Source organism: Pseudomonas sp. HMWF006 (genome assembly GCF_003061205.1).
In the GTDB taxonomy this organism is placed as follows: Bacteria; Pseudomonadota; Gammaproteobacteria; order Pseudomonadales; family Pseudomonadaceae; genus Aquipseudomonas; species Aquipseudomonas monsensis.
The window spans coordinates 1-13157 of the sequence record NZ_QAIU01000399.1 but is presented as its reverse complement, the minus strand read 5'-3'; the positions used below and the strand labels follow the sequence as shown (position 1 = coordinate 13157).

The 13157-nt window shown below is 59.5% G+C and carries 14 protein-coding genes; 3 read left to right on the top strand and 11 right to left on the bottom strand.

Going from position 1 to position 13157, the window contains the following annotated elements; translation table 11 throughout:
* A partial coding sequence (locus DBR24_RS32420; RefSeq protein WP_256591562.1) for an RcnB family protein occupies positions 1-224 on the top strand: 224 nt, incomplete at its 5' end.
* A 65-nt stretch (positions 225-289) separates the two neighbouring features.
* On the opposite strand, the gene DBR24_RS16460 is transcribed toward DBR24_RS32420, so the two are convergent.
* The 11 genes from DBR24_RS16460 to DBR24_RS16410 all read right to left on the bottom strand — a co-directional run bounded on the left by DBR24_RS16460 (position 290) and on the right by DBR24_RS16410 (position 10412).
* Entirely contained in the window at positions 290-2251 is a 1962-nt protein-coding gene (locus DBR24_RS16460; RefSeq protein ID WP_128615288.1) for a DUF4105 domain-containing protein, read from the bottom strand.
* Positions 2248-2568 (bottom strand): DUF2388 domain-containing protein, encoded by a 321-nt coding sequence (locus DBR24_RS16455; RefSeq protein ID WP_123470280.1) that lies wholly within the window; start codon positions 2566-2568, stop codon positions 2248-2250. Before DBR24_RS16455 ends, DBR24_RS16460 begins: the two co-directional genes overlap by 4 nt.
* A 43-nt stretch (positions 2569-2611) precedes the next feature.
* The gene (locus DBR24_RS16450; RefSeq protein ID WP_123470282.1) at positions 2612-2920 is read right to left on the bottom strand and encodes a DUF2388 domain-containing protein; all 309 of its coding nucleotides are present in this window, start codon (positions 2918-2920) and stop codon (positions 2612-2614) included.
* Positions 2921-3026: 106 nt separating this feature from the next.
* Positions 3027-3344 carry a DUF2388 domain-containing protein gene (locus DBR24_RS16445; RefSeq protein WP_123470284.1) on the bottom strand — a complete coding sequence of 106 codons (318 nt, stop codon included), beginning with the start codon at positions 3342-3344 and terminating at the stop codon, positions 3027-3029.
* 134 nt (positions 3345-3478) lie between these two features.
* Positions 3479-3688, bottom strand: coding sequence for a DUF1127 domain-containing protein (locus tag DBR24_RS16440; protein WP_128615287.1), 210 nt, complete (start codon positions 3686-3688; stop codon positions 3479-3481).
* A 255-nt stretch (positions 3689-3943) separates the two neighbouring features.
* The gene (locus tag DBR24_RS16435) at positions 3944-4159 is read right to left on the bottom strand and encodes a DUF1127 domain-containing protein (protein ID WP_041074721.1); all 216 of its coding nucleotides are present in this window, start codon (positions 4157-4159) and stop codon (positions 3944-3946) included.
* 320 nt (positions 4160-4479) lie between these two features.
* On the bottom strand, positions 4480-5973 hold the full coding sequence (locus DBR24_RS16430; protein ID WP_123470288.1) for an acetyl-CoA hydrolase/transferase family protein: 1494 nt from the start codon (positions 5971-5973) through the stop codon (positions 4480-4482).
* Between the two features lie 214 nt (positions 5974-6187).
* The gene (locus DBR24_RS16425) at positions 6188-7621 is read right to left on the bottom strand and encodes an NAD(P)(+) transhydrogenase (Re/Si-specific) subunit beta (RefSeq protein ID WP_128615286.1); all 1434 of its coding nucleotides are present in this window, start codon (positions 7619-7621) and stop codon (positions 6188-6190) included.
* The gene (locus DBR24_RS16420) at positions 7621-7941 is read right to left on the bottom strand and encodes an NAD(P) transhydrogenase subunit alpha (protein WP_003187417.1); all 321 of its coding nucleotides are present in this window, start codon (positions 7939-7941) and stop codon (positions 7621-7623) included. The genes DBR24_RS16425 and DBR24_RS16420 overlap by 1 nt, the downstream gene beginning before the upstream one ends.
* A 15-nt stretch (positions 7942-7956) precedes the next feature.
* The gene (locus DBR24_RS16415; RefSeq protein WP_123470291.1) at positions 7957-9078 is read right to left on the bottom strand and encodes a Re/Si-specific NAD(P)(+) transhydrogenase subunit alpha; all 1122 of its coding nucleotides are present in this window, start codon (positions 9076-9078) and stop codon (positions 7957-7959) included.
* Positions 9079-9512: 434 nt separating this feature from the next.
* Positions 9513-10412, bottom strand: a complete 900-nt coding sequence (locus DBR24_RS16410) for a LysR family transcriptional regulator (RefSeq protein ID WP_123470293.1) — start codon at positions 10410-10412, stop codon at positions 9513-9515.
* Between the two features lie 157 nt (positions 10413-10569).
* On the opposite strand from DBR24_RS16410, the gene DBR24_RS16405 reads away from it, so the two are divergent.
* Positions 10570-11751 (top strand): acyl-CoA dehydrogenase, encoded by a 1182-nt coding sequence (locus DBR24_RS16405; RefSeq protein ID WP_128615285.1) that lies wholly within the window; start codon positions 10570-10572, stop codon positions 11749-11751.
* A gap of 13 nt (positions 11752-11764) precedes the next feature.
* Positions 11765-12985, top strand: coding sequence for a CaiB/BaiF CoA-transferase family protein (locus tag DBR24_RS16400; protein WP_123470297.1), 1221 nt, complete (start codon positions 11765-11767; stop codon positions 12983-12985).
* Positions 12986-13157 lie beyond the last annotated feature (172 nt).

Sequence of the window (13157 nt, the reverse complement as noted above, 5' to 3'; positions counted from 1 at the left end):
ACCACGGCTACTTCGTGCGCGGTGCACCGCCACCGCCGGGCATCCATCTGGAACGCGGCCGGCCGTTGCCGCGCGGCTATTACGGCGAACGGCTGGACGGTCGGGCGCTGAGCCGCTTGCCGGTGTACCCAGGCTATGAATGGCGCCGGGCCGGGGGCGACATCGTGCTGATTGCGGTGGGCACCGGGATCATTTACGAAATTCTGGATGGGGTTTTGTATTGATGTAAGGAGAACACGTGTGGCGAGGGAACAAGCCCCTCGCCACAGGGATTGTTGCTTTTCGTGTATCAGGGCAGTTCCAGTCCGCCGGAAGCCTTGTGCAATTTGCGCAGATGTTCACCGATCTGTTTCACATTGGTTTCACTGGCTGCAATTTCGGCCGCGCGCTTGGGTTCCAGCAACTTGCGCACTTCCGCGTCCAGATCGCCGGACAGCGCCAGCAGTTTTTTCTGCCGCTGACTGCTTTCCGCTTCCAGGCGGCTGAACTCGGTCGGCTGTGGCAAGCCGTAACCGCGGCTGTCGAGCAATTCCGCAGGGCGGCTGAGGAAGCCGCTGTTGGCGAGAATCTCCTGCAAGGTCGCATTGGCCTTGTCCATGCCGCCGTTTTCCAGCTCGCGGGCACCCAGGTAGCGCTGCTTGACCTCATCCTGCGCCAGCAACAACTGACGGCGGTAACTGGCCTGCTCCAACAGCAGCAGGGCAGCACTGGTGCGCAGGTCTGCGCGCTCAAACCACGGCCGGCGCTCTTCGGCCGATAACGACAGCCACTCTTCAACGGTGTTCTGTTTGATCGGCAACTGCTTCTTCAACACATCGAACATCGCCTGGTAGCGGTCGCGGAACGAGTCGAAGCGATAGCCAAGGCGCAGCGCCTCTTTCGGATCATCCAGCACGCTGGTATCGGCCAGGCCACGGCCCTTGAGCACTTCCAGCAAACCGTTGGGCATGATGCTGTCCAGACCGACGAGTTGCGCGTTGTCGCTGCCGCTGCGCAACAGTTTCAGGCCTTCCACCGCGCAGTTGTTGGAGAGGAAGAAGTAGTTGCCGTCGTAGCTCCAGTGCATCTCGGCGGCGTGCTCGACCACCCCTTCGATTTCAGCGCGCGACAGGTTCAGCGGCACGGAGGCAAGGCTGCGCAGTTCGGTCTTGGTGTATTCGTCGATGACCTGGGCCAGCGGCAACACGAACAGGCGTGACGGATACTTGCCGACCAGTCCGTCCCAACTCGACAGTTGCACGTCGCCGACGAAGGCGCGATAGGACAGCACCAGATGCTGGTCCAGATCGAGTCGGCAGTCCGGTCCGCGCGGCCGACCCGGTGCGCAGATCACCAGGCGCAACATACTGTGGCCCCAGCGACTGACCCAGTTCTGATTGGCTTCGGCCAACAGATAGTCGACGGCGTAGACCCGCTCCGGATCGACCTGTCCCAAGGGTTGCTTGGCGAAGTCGTTACCGGCGTTCAGGAAGGCGAAGGTCTTGCTGCAGGTGTCCTTGGTCGGCGGCGCCCAGCCGAAGTGTTGCTGGTAATAGCGGTACAGCGCCGGACGCCGACAGGCGTAACTCGGGTCGAGGAGGAAATACTCCATGTTGACCGCGACGAATTCCTTCGGGCTGGAGATCTCGTACAGGTCCGGGCTGCGGGCAATCTGCCGATTGTGTTGTTCACGTTCCCCACGGCGACCGACGTACTGCTGCCATCCGGCGAGGTCGAGCAGGCGCGGATCATCGCTGAGGGTGAAGCGGCGGCCGTTCTGGCCACGACACTCATCGGGAATGCCGATCAGCCCGGCGCTGTTGAAACGCCGGGTGCAGCGCTGGATCAGCGTACGTTCGGCGCTGGGCCACAGGCGGGCGCGGTCATAGATGTGGGTGATTTCGTGCAGCACCGTGGCGAGCAGTTCCTGACGCACAGTGCCGTGGGGGCGATTGGTTTTCTCTTTGGCTGCACTGCCGTCGGTGAGACCGGCGAGCAGTTTGCGGTTCAGATCGAGTTCCGCCACCAGCGTGGCCTGGCCATAGGCATTGCCGGGCATGTCGTCGGTCCAGCCGACATCAATGCGCCGGTCCAGCCGCTCGATGAAGCTGGGCGGCAGCTTCTGCAGGGCTTCATCGATCAGCGCCTGACTGGCCTGTTGCTGGGCAGGGCTCAGACCGTCGGTCTTGAGCCGCAGTTGCAGGCCCGCGTGGGCGCTGTTGCCAAGCAGCAACATCGCCCCGGCCAGTAGCCAGGCGCCGAGTGACTTCACAGTGCGAGGATGGCTTCGGCGAGTACCTGATCACTGGCGTCGCGCGCTTCCGGCACACGAGTACGCAGAGTGTTGAGCGCAGCTTCGAGGTGCGCGCCACGAATCTCGCCGTTGGTGGCAACGAAACTGGCCGCGTCATCGTGGGCTTCGCGGATGATTTTCGAATCGCGAATCGACGTGGTGGTATCGGACGTGAAATCAATGGTGCGCTGGGAGGCACGAACGATGATGTTACTGGTGGCTACCAGGGTGTGCGCCTGGGCCACGTCGGCCAACAAAAACAGGCCAAGGGCGGCAGCAATCAGCGGGCTACGCATGGAACGACTCCGAAGGGGGAATGATAACTAGGGACTGGGATAACTATTGGACGAGAATTGCCTGTGCCAGTTCAAGGTCGCTGACATGAAGTTTTGGTCGGGATTTGCGCAGGTAATGCAGGGCGGATTCGAGCTGCGCGCCTCGCAATTCACCGTCACTGGCAACAAACGCCGCCGCGTCATCGTGAGCGGCGAGCAACAGTTTACGGTCGAATGGCGCAGAAGACACCATTCCGGTAGCCCATACCGTCACTACGGTGTTCTGGGTGGAAACATCGAAGGCATCGACCGACGTCGCCCAGCAGGCGCTGATCAAGGCCGAAGGAATAAGCAGGTTGGTCAGAAAACGCATGGGACTCGATAACGGTTAGCGAGTCTCAAGGCTAGCGCAATGCCCGGGCCAGAGCCAGCGGCGAAACATCGGGACACGGCTGGCGTGTCCCTGCTGGCCATGCGGATCAGATCGCCAGAATGGCCCGCGCCAGTTGATCGTCGGTGGCGTTCAGTTGCGGTGCCTGATGACGGATGAGGTCCAGGGCACTTTCCAGTTTCACGCCGCGGATCTGGCCTTGGCTGGCAACGAAGCTGGCCGCATCGTCACGGGCAGCGATCACGACTTTGTTGTCGCGCAGCGAAGAGCTGACGTCGGAGGTGGCGTCCGAAGAGGATTTCAGCGCGCCAACCACGGCGTCGGTGGTCACGATGAAGCTGGTTGCGCTGGCGTTGGCAGCCACGGCCAGCAAGGCGGCAGCGCTGAGCAGGCGAAGACGGGACATGGTGTATCTCCTGAAGGTAAACCGTATTGAGAGGTGGCTTGTGTCTGATGAGTCAGACGTGGGTAACAGAAGATTCGCCACGTTCTGCCATGGATATTAGGCCTGCGCGTGGGGTTAAAACAGTGGGCAGAATGCTAGCGCCAGAAAGGTTTCTCCAGTTCGTTGAGCCGATCGGCGTGACTGAGGCCCAGGTCCGCGAGATCACGTTGCTCAACCTGAGCCAGCAGACGCCGTGTCCTGGCGCGCTCCAGTGCTTGCCACAAGCCACTTAGCAGCCGGCGCAGTGGGTGTGGGCGAACAAGTGCTTGGACCGGAGTTGCTGAAACATCCTGTAAGTCTTTCATGGCGCATTCCTTAAGCCGGGGAGGGTTAAGGACATGCTCCGCCGAATACAGCGCGAGTAGCAGATACACTGATGTGAAATTGTACTGGTTCAGAATTGGCTATTAGAAAACTGTACCTGTTAATCCACTGCGCCGCTGTACGGATGTTTTTCAAGCCCTGAAACGACAAAACCCGTTGCGGTTTCCCGCAACGGGTTTTGTTTGTTCAATTCGGGTGCTGGCGGTGGGTCTTGCGACCAGAGCCAGCGACGCTACTTAGCGCCAGAACGGCTTGCTCAGCTCTTCGTAGCGTTGTGCTTCGCTGATACCGGCGTCAGCCAGCAGACGCGAATCCAGACGAGCCAGTTGGTGGCGGCTGGAGATGCGGCGCTGCCACAACATCAGGTTGGCGATAACGCGCAGAGGCAGGGAAGCCTGGGATTTTGCAGCTTTGTCTTCGAAGAACAGTTCGGAACTGAGTGTACGTTCCATGGTTGACATCCTTCCGCTTGTGGCGGGATCAGGTAGTGGTTTAACTGGTGCCCATGATCCTCTCGTTTGCCAAGTCTCTCTAGATACAGTTCAACTGTATTGTGAGTGACCAGTTAACTGTTTATAGGGGGTGTACGGGTCAAAATTGAGCAAACTGTACCTGTCCGCACTTAAATAGTGCATTTTTGCTCAATTCGAAGGTTGGCGTAGGTAAAAGCTGTAGGAAAACACCGGTACAGCAGTACAGTTTTTGCCAGATGAGGCGCGTAGAAAAAACCGCTGACGCAAACTGTGTTTGCATCAGCGGTTGACTGTGCGAATTACACCGCCAGCATGCGCCCGGTTTCTTCCAGGTTCATGTGCCAGCTCAACGCTTCGCGCAGGATATGCGGGGTATGGCCACCGATGGCGCAGGCGGCGGTGAAGTAGTCATTCAGCGCCTGGCGATAATCCGGGTGTACGCAGTTGTCGATGATCACCCGTGCCCTTTCACGCGGCGCCAGGCCACGCAGGTCGGCCAGTCCGACTTCGGTCACGAGGATGTCGACGTCATGCTCGGTGTGGTCGACATGGCTGACCATCGGCACCACGCTGGAAATCGCGCCGCCCTTGGCGATCGACTTGGTCACGAACACCGCCAGGTGCGCGTTGCGCGCGAAGTCGCCGGAACCACCAATGCCGTTCATCATCCGCGTACCGCAGACATGGGTGGAGTTGACGTTACCGTAGATGTCGAACTCAAGCGCCGTGTTGATGCCGATGATGCCCAGGCGGCGCACCACTTCCGGATGATTGGAGATCTCCTGCGGACGCAGGACCAGTTTGTCCTTGTACTTCTCCAGATTGCCGAACACGTCGCTGTTTCGCCGCTCCGACAGGGTGATCGAGCTGCCTGAAGCAAAGCTCAGCTTGCCGGCATCGATCAGGTCGAAGGTCGAATCCTGCAGCACTTCGGAGTACATGGTCAGGTCTTCGAACGGCGAATCGATCAGGCCGCACATCACCGCGTTGGCAATGTTGCCGATTCCGGCCTGCAACGGACCGAGCTTGTTGGTCATGCGTCCGGCATCGACTTCTTGCTTGAAGAATGTGATCAGGTGCTCGGCGATGGCATTGGTGTCGGCGTCCGGGGTCGATACCGTGGACGGCGAATCCGCTTGCTGGGTGATCACGATAGCGACAATCTTCTCCGGCGGAATCGGGATCGCGGTACTGCCGATGCGGTCGTCGACTTTTACCAGCGGGATGGGTGTGCGCGTCGGGCGGTAGGTCGGGATATAGATGTCATGCAGGCCTTCGAGGTTGGCGTTGTGCGCCAGGTTGATCTCGACGATCACCTGCTTGGCGAAGATCGCGAAGCTTGCCGAGTTGCCCACCGAGGTGGTCGGCACGATGTGGCCCTGTTCGGTGATGGCCACGGCTTCGATCACTGCGATGTCCGGCAGCTTCAATTGCTGGTTGCGCAATTGTTCGACGGTTTCCGACAAGTGCTGGTCGATGAACATGACTTCGCCGGCGTTGATTGCCTTGCGCAGGGTGCTGTCGACCTGGAACGGCATGCGGCGCGACAAAACGCCGGCCTCGGTCAGTTGCTTGTCGAGGTCGTTGCCCAGGCTGGCGCCGGTCATCAGGCTGATCTTCAGCGGCGTGACCTTGGCTCGCTCGGCCAGTGCGTGAGGGACGGCCTTGGCTTCGCCGGCGCGGGTGAAACCGCTCATGCCGACGGTCATGCCGTCTTCAATCAGAGCTGCGGCGTCGGCGGCGCTCATCACTTTATCCAACAACGAAGGCAGGCGAATACGGTCACGGTACATGGATTATTTTCTCGGGAAGCGAGTAGCAGGATGCGCAGTCTAGTGAATTTCGCGGGCGCCTGTCCCGCTACCAAGGTCGCAAACGAGGCGTCTATTTAGCGGGTTTCAAGTAAAACACCGTTACCGGATCTGCAACAACGCGGCAAATTGTCCAACGCTTTGCGCAAACAAAAACGCCCCGACAAGTCGGGGCGTCCGGTACAGCAGCGATGGATTACTCGACCGCTTTGACCATGTCTTCGATGACTTTTTTCGCGTCGCCGAACACCATCATGGTCTTGTCCAGGTAGAACAGTTCGTTGTCCAGACCGGCATAGCCGCTGGCCATCGAGCGTTTGTTGACGATGATGGTCTTGGCCTTGAACGCTTCGAGAATCGGCATGCCGGCAATCGGCGATTTCGGATCGTTCTTCGCGGCCGGGTTGACCACGTCGTTGGCGCCGAGTACCAACACCACGTCGGCCTGGCCGAACTCGGAGTTGATGTCTTCCATCTCGAACACCTGGTCGTAAGGCACTTCGGCCTCGGCGAGCAGGACGTTCATGTGTCCCGGCATACGACCGGCCACCGGGTGGATCGCATATTTGACGGTCACGCCACGGTGGGTCAGCTTCTCGGTCAGCTCTTTCAATGCATGCTGCGCACGGGCCACCGCCAAGCCATAGCCTGGGACGATGATCACGGTGTCGGCGTTGGTCAGCAGGAAGGTCGCGTCGTCGGCCGAACCGGATTTCACCGGGCGGGCTTCTTTCGCACCGGCTGGGCCAGCATCAGCCGTGTTGCCGAAACCGCCGAGCAGCACATTAAAGAAGGAACGGTTCATCGCCTTGCACATGATGTACGAGAGGATCGCACCGCTCGAACCCACCAAGGAACCGGCAATGATCAGCATCGAGTTGTTCAGCGAGAAGCCGATACCCGCCGCCGCCCAGCCCGAATAGCTGTTGAGCATCGACACCACCACCGGCATGTCGGCACCACCGATCGGGATGATGATCAGCACGCCCATCACGAACGCCAGCGCCAGCATCAGCGCGAACGCGGTGAGATTGCCAGTGAGCATAAAGGTCACACCGAGCACCAGTGTCGCCAGACCCAGTACGGCGTTCAGCTTGTGCTGACCGGCGAACTGTACCGGCGCACCCTGGAACAGACGGAACTTGTACTTGCCCGACAGCTTGCCGAACGCAATCACCGAACCGGAGAAGGTGATCGCACCGATCGCCGCGCCGAGGAACAGCTCCAGACGGTTACCTGCCGGAATCGAGTCGCCCAGTTGTTTAACGATACCCAGCGATTGCGGCTCGACCACCGCAGCAATCGCGATGAACACTGCTGCCAGACCGATCATGCTGTGCATGAACGCGACCAGTTCCGGCATCTTGGTCATTTCAACGCGCTTGGCCATGATCGAACCGGCCGTGCCGCCGACCAGCAGGCCAACGATGACGTAACCGATACCGGCCGTGGCGAGCTCAGCCCCGAGCTTATAGATGAGGCCGACGGTGGTCAGGATTGCCAACGCCATGCCGAGCATGCCGAACAGGTTGCCGCGTCGCGAGGTGGTCGGGTGCGACAGGCCTTTGAGGGCCTGGATAAAGCAGATCGACGCGATCAGGTAGAGCGTCGTGACGAGATTCATGCTCATTACTTCGGCGCCTCTTCTTTTACTTTCGGGGCTTTCTTCTTGAACATCTCAAGCATGCGGCGGGTGACAAGGAAGCCACCGAAGACGTTGACCGCCGCCAGTGCCACGGCGAGGGTGCCCATGGTTTTGCCCAGCGGCGTGACGGTCAGTGCGGCTGCGAGCATGGCGCCGACGATCACGATCGCCGAGATGGCGTTGGTCACTGCCATCAATGGCGTGTGCAGCGCAGGTGTAACGTTCCAGACCACGTGGTAACCGACATAAATCGCCAGCACGAAGATGATCAGGTTGTAGATACCGGGGGAGATAAGCTCTTCCATCGTCTGAATCCCTGCTTAGGCGTTTTTGCGGATGACTTGGCCGTCGCGGCACATCAGGCACGCGGCGACGATGTCGTCTTCGAGGTTGACGTCGAACTGGCCTTCTTTGGTGAACACCAGCTTGAGGAAGTCCAGCAGGTTGCGCGCGTACAGTGCCGAGGCGTCTGCAGCGACTTCACCAGCCAGATTGGTCGGGCCGCAAATGGTCACGCCATTCTCGATCACGACTTGATCAGCCACAGTCAGCGGGCAGTTGCCGCCCTGAGCAGCGGCGAGGTCGATGACCACCGAGCCCGGTTTCATCTGCGCCACGGTGTCCGCGCTTAGCAGCGTCGGTGCCTTGCGGCCAGGAATCAGCGCGGTAGTGATGACGATGTCAGCCTGCTTGGCGCGCTCGTGCACGGCCTGGGCCTGACGCTGCATCCAGCTCGCCGGCATTGGCCGCGCGTAACCGCCGACACCGACCGCGCATTCGCGCTCTTCATCGGTCTCGTAAGGCACGTCGACGAACTTGGCGCCGAGGGACTCGATCTGCTCCTTCACCGCCGGACGCACGTCAGACGCTTCGATCACCGCACCCAGGCGTTTCGCCGTGGCAATGGCCTGCAATCCAGCCACGCCTGCGCCGAGAATCAGCACGCGCGCCGCTTTCACGGTGCCCGCAGCCGTCATCAGCATCGGCATGAAGCGCGGATAGTAGTGCGCGGCCAGCAACACGGCCTTGTAGCCGGCAATGTTCGCCTGCGACGACAGCACGTCGAGGCTCTGTGCGCGAGAAGTGCGCGGCGCGGCTTCGAGGGCGAACGCGGTGATCCCGCATTCGGCCATTTTGGCGATGGTTTCGTTATTGAACGGATTGAGCATTCCGACCAGCACCGCGCCGCGCTTGATCAGCGCCAGTTCGGCGTCGCTGGGGGCGACCACTTTGAGAATCAGCTCGGCACCGAACGCATCGTTGGCACTGCCAATGATCGCGCCCGCCGCTTCATAGGCACTGTCGACAACACTGGCTTTAACGCCGGCGCCGGTTTGCACAGTGACCTTATGACCTTGGCTGATCAGCTTTTTAATGGTTTCCGGGGTTGCAGCAACCCGTGTTTCACCGGTCTGGGTTTCGAGAGGAACACCAATGTGCACGTCAAATCTCCTGCGTGATCTTATTGAGTAAACCCAGGCACTGCGGATGGTGCGACTGGGGCGGCCGATCAGCACGATCCCGCCAAATCAGGGCGGGGCGCGGCATTTTGCAGGCGAACTTTATGCCCTTCAAGGGATTATGACGGGTGACGGAAAATTAACTACAAGTCATGCCGTGACCGAATGTCGCAGATAGCTAGTGCAATCCCTTGCAGGCCGTGCCTTGTAAGGATTCTGGCTGAATTGGAAAAAATTTCTCATCGGCGGCGTGAATAGGCCGTAATGAGTCGCGGATGGAGGCTCAAAGCCACGTCTTCAGGCGCTTGTGGGACGTCTGTACGACTTTCGGATACAGTCTGCGATTTTGCGACAAATACTTATATCTGTAGGGCTTTGATTTTCCTGACTACCGGGTTAGCAATCGCTGTAGGCCTTTATCCTTCTAGGCTGTAGCTATTTGCCTGGTTGACCAGCCAATCGCGAAATGCCTTGAGTGACGCCGATTCGACCTTTCGCTCAGGAATCATCAGGTAATAGGCTTTGATACTTGAGAGCGCATTGGGGTTGGCAATCACCAGGCGTTTCTCGGCTAATTCACGCTGAATCAGGAACGGTGGAATCAGCGCGATCCCCATGTCGTGCATGGCGGCCTGAGCCAGCATGGAGAATAGCTCGTAGCGCGGACCTGTCATGTCGCGAGGAATATTCAAGTGTTGCGAGTTGAACCACTGGCGCCAGGCGTAGGGTCGGGTGGTTTGTTGCAGGAGTGGAAGATCGGCAATCTCGTCAGCTGTCAGATGCGTGTTTTTGCCCAACAGGGCGGGACTGCATACCGGCATCGGATTTTCGCCCATCAGTCTGTGGGATTCGGTACCGGACCAATCGGCGTCGCCAAAGTAGATCGCCGCGTCAAAGTCAGTGTCGGCGAACAGGAACGGCCGGGTACGGTTGGTCAGGTTGACGGTCACCTCCGGATGCTTGAGCTGGAAGTCTTTCAGCCGGGGTAGCAACCATTGCGTGCCGAACGTCGGCACCACCGCCAGCTCGATTACGTTGGTGCCTTGCTGGCCCATCACCGACAGCGTATCGCGCTCGACGGCATCCAGTTGCGTGGCAACACGGCGGCTATAGGAAAGTCCTGCTTCGGTCAGTTTTACGCCACGCCGCGAACGTCGGAACAGTTCCACGCTAAGGAAGTCCTCAAGGCTGGCGATCTGTCGGCAAATAGCACCTTGGGTGAGGGAAAGTTCTTCGGCTGCCTTGGTGAAACTCTCGTGACGAGCGGCGGCCTCAAAGCTGATCAGGGCGGTAGTGCTGGGGATCTTCCTGCGCATGTACGTTAACCTCACTAATGCAGCATGTAAAAGGCATCCGGCGCCGTCTCGGAGTGAGAAACTAGCACAACAGGATGCGAAATCCTCGTTTGCCGGGATGACGAACCGGGCCTAGGATCAATGCCACGTTAATTCACCGATTTGCGAGGACACACTCATGGGCGGTAAAGCTAGCTTCAACTGGATCGATCCCCTGCTGCTGGATCAACAGCTCACCGAAGAAGAGCGCATGATCCGCGACACCGCCGCGCAGTTCGCTCAACAGAGCCTGGCGCCACGTGTCCTTGAAGCGTTCCGTCATGAGAAAACCGATCCTGCGATCTTCCGCGAGATGGGCGAAGTCGGTCTGCTCGGCGCAACCATCCCGGAGCAATACGGCGGCAGCGGTCTCAACTATGTCAGCTACGGTCTGATCGCTCGCGAAGTGGAGCGTGTCGATTCCGGCTATCGCTCGATGATGAGCGTGCAGTCCTCGCTGGTGATGGTGCCAATCAACGAATTCGGCACTGAAGCCCAGAAACAGAAATACCTGCCAAAACTGGCGTCCGGCGAGTGGATCGGCTGCTTCGGCCTGACCGAGCCGAACTACGGTTCCGATCCGGGCGCGATGATCACCCGTGCGCGCAAGGTCGACGGCGGCTACAGCCTGACCGGCGCCAAGATGTGGATCACCAACAGCCCGATCGCCGATGTGTTCGTGGTCTGGGCCAAGGACGATGCCGGCGACATCCGTGGCTTCGTGCTGGAGAAGGGCTGGAAAGGCCTGAGCGCTCCGGCGATTCATGGCAAGGTCGGCCTGCGTGCGTCGATCACCGGTGAAATCGTCATGGACAACGTGTTCGTGCCGGAGGAGAACATCTTCCCTGACGTGCGTGGTCTGAAAGGTCCGTTCACCTGCCTCAACTCGGCGCGTTACGGCATCTCCTGGGGTGCATTGGGCGCTGCCGAGTTCTGCTGGCACACCGCTCGCCAGTACACCCTTGATCGCCACCAGTTCGGCCGGCCGCTGGCAGCTACTCAATTGATTCAGAAGAAACTGGCCGACATGCAGACCGAAATCACCTTGGCCCTGCAAGGCTGCCTGCGCCTGGGGCGCATGAAGGACGAAGGCACGGCTGCGGTGGAAATCACTTCGATCATGAAGCGCAACTCGTGCGGCAAGTCCCTGGACATCGCCCGGATGGCTCGCGACATGCTGGGTGGCAACGGTATCTCCGATGAGTTCGGCGTGGCTCGTCACCTGGTCAACCTGGAGGTGGTGAATACCTATGAAGGTACTCATGACGTCCACGCGCTGATCCTGGGGCGCGCGCAAACCGGTCTGCAGGCGTTCTATTAACAGGAGAGCGACCATGGGCGCGTTGTCGCATCTGCGGGTACTGGATTTATCGCGAGTATTGGCCGGGCCGTGGGCCGGGCAGATCCTCGCCGACCTTGGCGCCGAGGTGATTAAGGTCGAGCGCCCCGGCAACGGTGATGACACGCGCGCCTGGGGGCCGCCCTTCCTTAAGGACGCTTATGGCGAGAACACGACAGAAGCGGCTTATTACTTGTCGGCCAACCGCAATAAGCAATCGGTGACTATCGACTTTACGCGGCCCGAGGGGCAGCAGCTTGTGAGAGAGCTGGCGGCCAAGTCGGACATTCTTATCGAGAACTTCAAGGTCGGTGGTCTGGCCGCTTACGGTCTGGATTACCCGTCGCTGAAGGCGATCAATCCCGATCTGATCTATTGCTCGATCACCGGCTTCGGCCAGACCGGGCCGTATGCCAAGCGAGCGGGTTATGACTTCATGATTCAGGGGCTGGGCGGCTTGATGAGTCTGACGGGCCGGCCTGAAGGCGATGAAGGCGCCGGACCGGTGAAGGTTGGTGTGGCGTTGACGGATATTCTCACCGGCCTGTATTCGACGGTGGCGATTCTGGCTGCGCTGGCCCATCGCGATCACGATGGCGGTGGTCAGCATATCGACATGGCATTGCTGGACGTGCAGGTGGCGTGTCTGGCGAACCAGGCGATGAATTACCTGACCACAGGCAATGCGCCAAAGCGTCTGGGGAATGCGCATCCGAACATCGTGCCTTATCAGGATTTTCCTACCGCTGATGGTGACTTCATCCTCACCGTGGGTAATGACGGGCAGTTCCGCAAGTTCGCCGAAGTGGCGGGGCAGCCGCAGTGGGCCGATGATCCGCGCTTTGCTACTAATAAGCTGCGGGTGGCGAACCGCGCGGTGCTGATTCCGCTGATTCGGCAGGCCACAGTCTTCAAGACGACGGCTGAGTGGGTTGCCGAGCTTGAACAGGCGGGTGTGCCGTGTGGGCCGATCAATGATCTGTCGCAGGTGTTTGAAGATCCGCAGGTGAAGGCCCGGGGTCTGGCGATAGAGCTGCCACATGCGTTGGCCGGGATGGTTCCTCAGGTGGCCAGCCCTATCCGGTTATCGCAGACGCCGGTTGAATACCGACGTGCCCCTCCTTTATTGGGCGAGCACACGCTGGAGGTTTTGCAGCGGGTGCTGGGGTTGGGCGCGGGTGCGGTGGCGGCGTTGAAAGAGGATGGAGTGCTCTGAGGTGGCCTTCTATATAGAAGGCTGGGTCACTTCTTCTATATAGAGGGGTGATTTGGCTGTTTTTTAGCCTGATCGTAAGTTATTGAAAGAAAACTGAAATTAAGTGTTGACGGCAAATTCTGGAAGTCTATAATTCGCCCCACTTCCGGCGCAGTCGAAACGGAAAACTCCT

Excerpts from the sequence above, each read along its gene's own strand:
- DBR24_RS16455 (WP_123470280.1), bottom strand. The coding sequence starts at position 2,568 with ATGCGTAGCCCGCTGATTGCTGCCGCCCTTGGCCTGTTTTTGTTGGCC.
- DBR24_RS16450 (WP_123470282.1), bottom strand. The coding sequence starts at position 2,920 with ATGCGTTTTCTGACCAACCTGCTTATTCCTTCGGCCTTGATCAGCGCC.
- DBR24_RS16445 (WP_123470284.1), bottom strand. The coding sequence starts at position 3,344 with ATGTCCCGTCTTCGCCTGCTCAGCGCTGCCGCCTTGCTGGCCGTGGCT.
- DBR24_RS16440 (WP_128615287.1), bottom strand. The coding sequence starts at position 3,688 with ATGAAAGACTTACAGGATGTTTCAGCAACTCCGGTCCAAGCACTTGTT.
- DBR24_RS16435 (WP_041074721.1), bottom strand. The coding sequence starts at position 4,159 with ATGGAACGTACACTCAGTTCCGAACTGTTCTTCGAAGACAAAGCTGCA.
- DBR24_RS16430 (WP_123470288.1), bottom strand. The coding sequence starts at position 5,973 with ATGTACCGTGACCGTATTCGCCTGCCTTCGTTGTTGGATAAAGTGATG.
- DBR24_RS16425 (WP_128615286.1), bottom strand. The coding sequence starts at position 7,621 with ATGAGCATGAATCTCGTCACGACGCTCTACCTGATCGCGTCGATCTGC.
- DBR24_RS16420 (WP_003187417.1), bottom strand. The coding sequence starts at position 7,941 with ATGGAAGAGCTTATCTCCCCCGGTATCTACAACCTGATCATCTTCGTG.
- DBR24_RS16410 (WP_123470293.1), bottom strand. The coding sequence starts at position 10,412 with ATGCGCAGGAAGATCCCCAGCACTACCGCCCTGATCAGCTTTGAGGCC.
- DBR24_RS16405 (WP_128615285.1), top strand. The coding sequence starts at position 10,570 with ATGGGCGGTAAAGCTAGCTTCAACTGGATCGATCCCCTGCTGCTGGAT.
- DBR24_RS16400 (WP_123470297.1), top strand. The coding sequence starts at position 11,765 with ATGGGCGCGTTGTCGCATCTGCGGGTACTGGATTTATCGCGAGTATTG.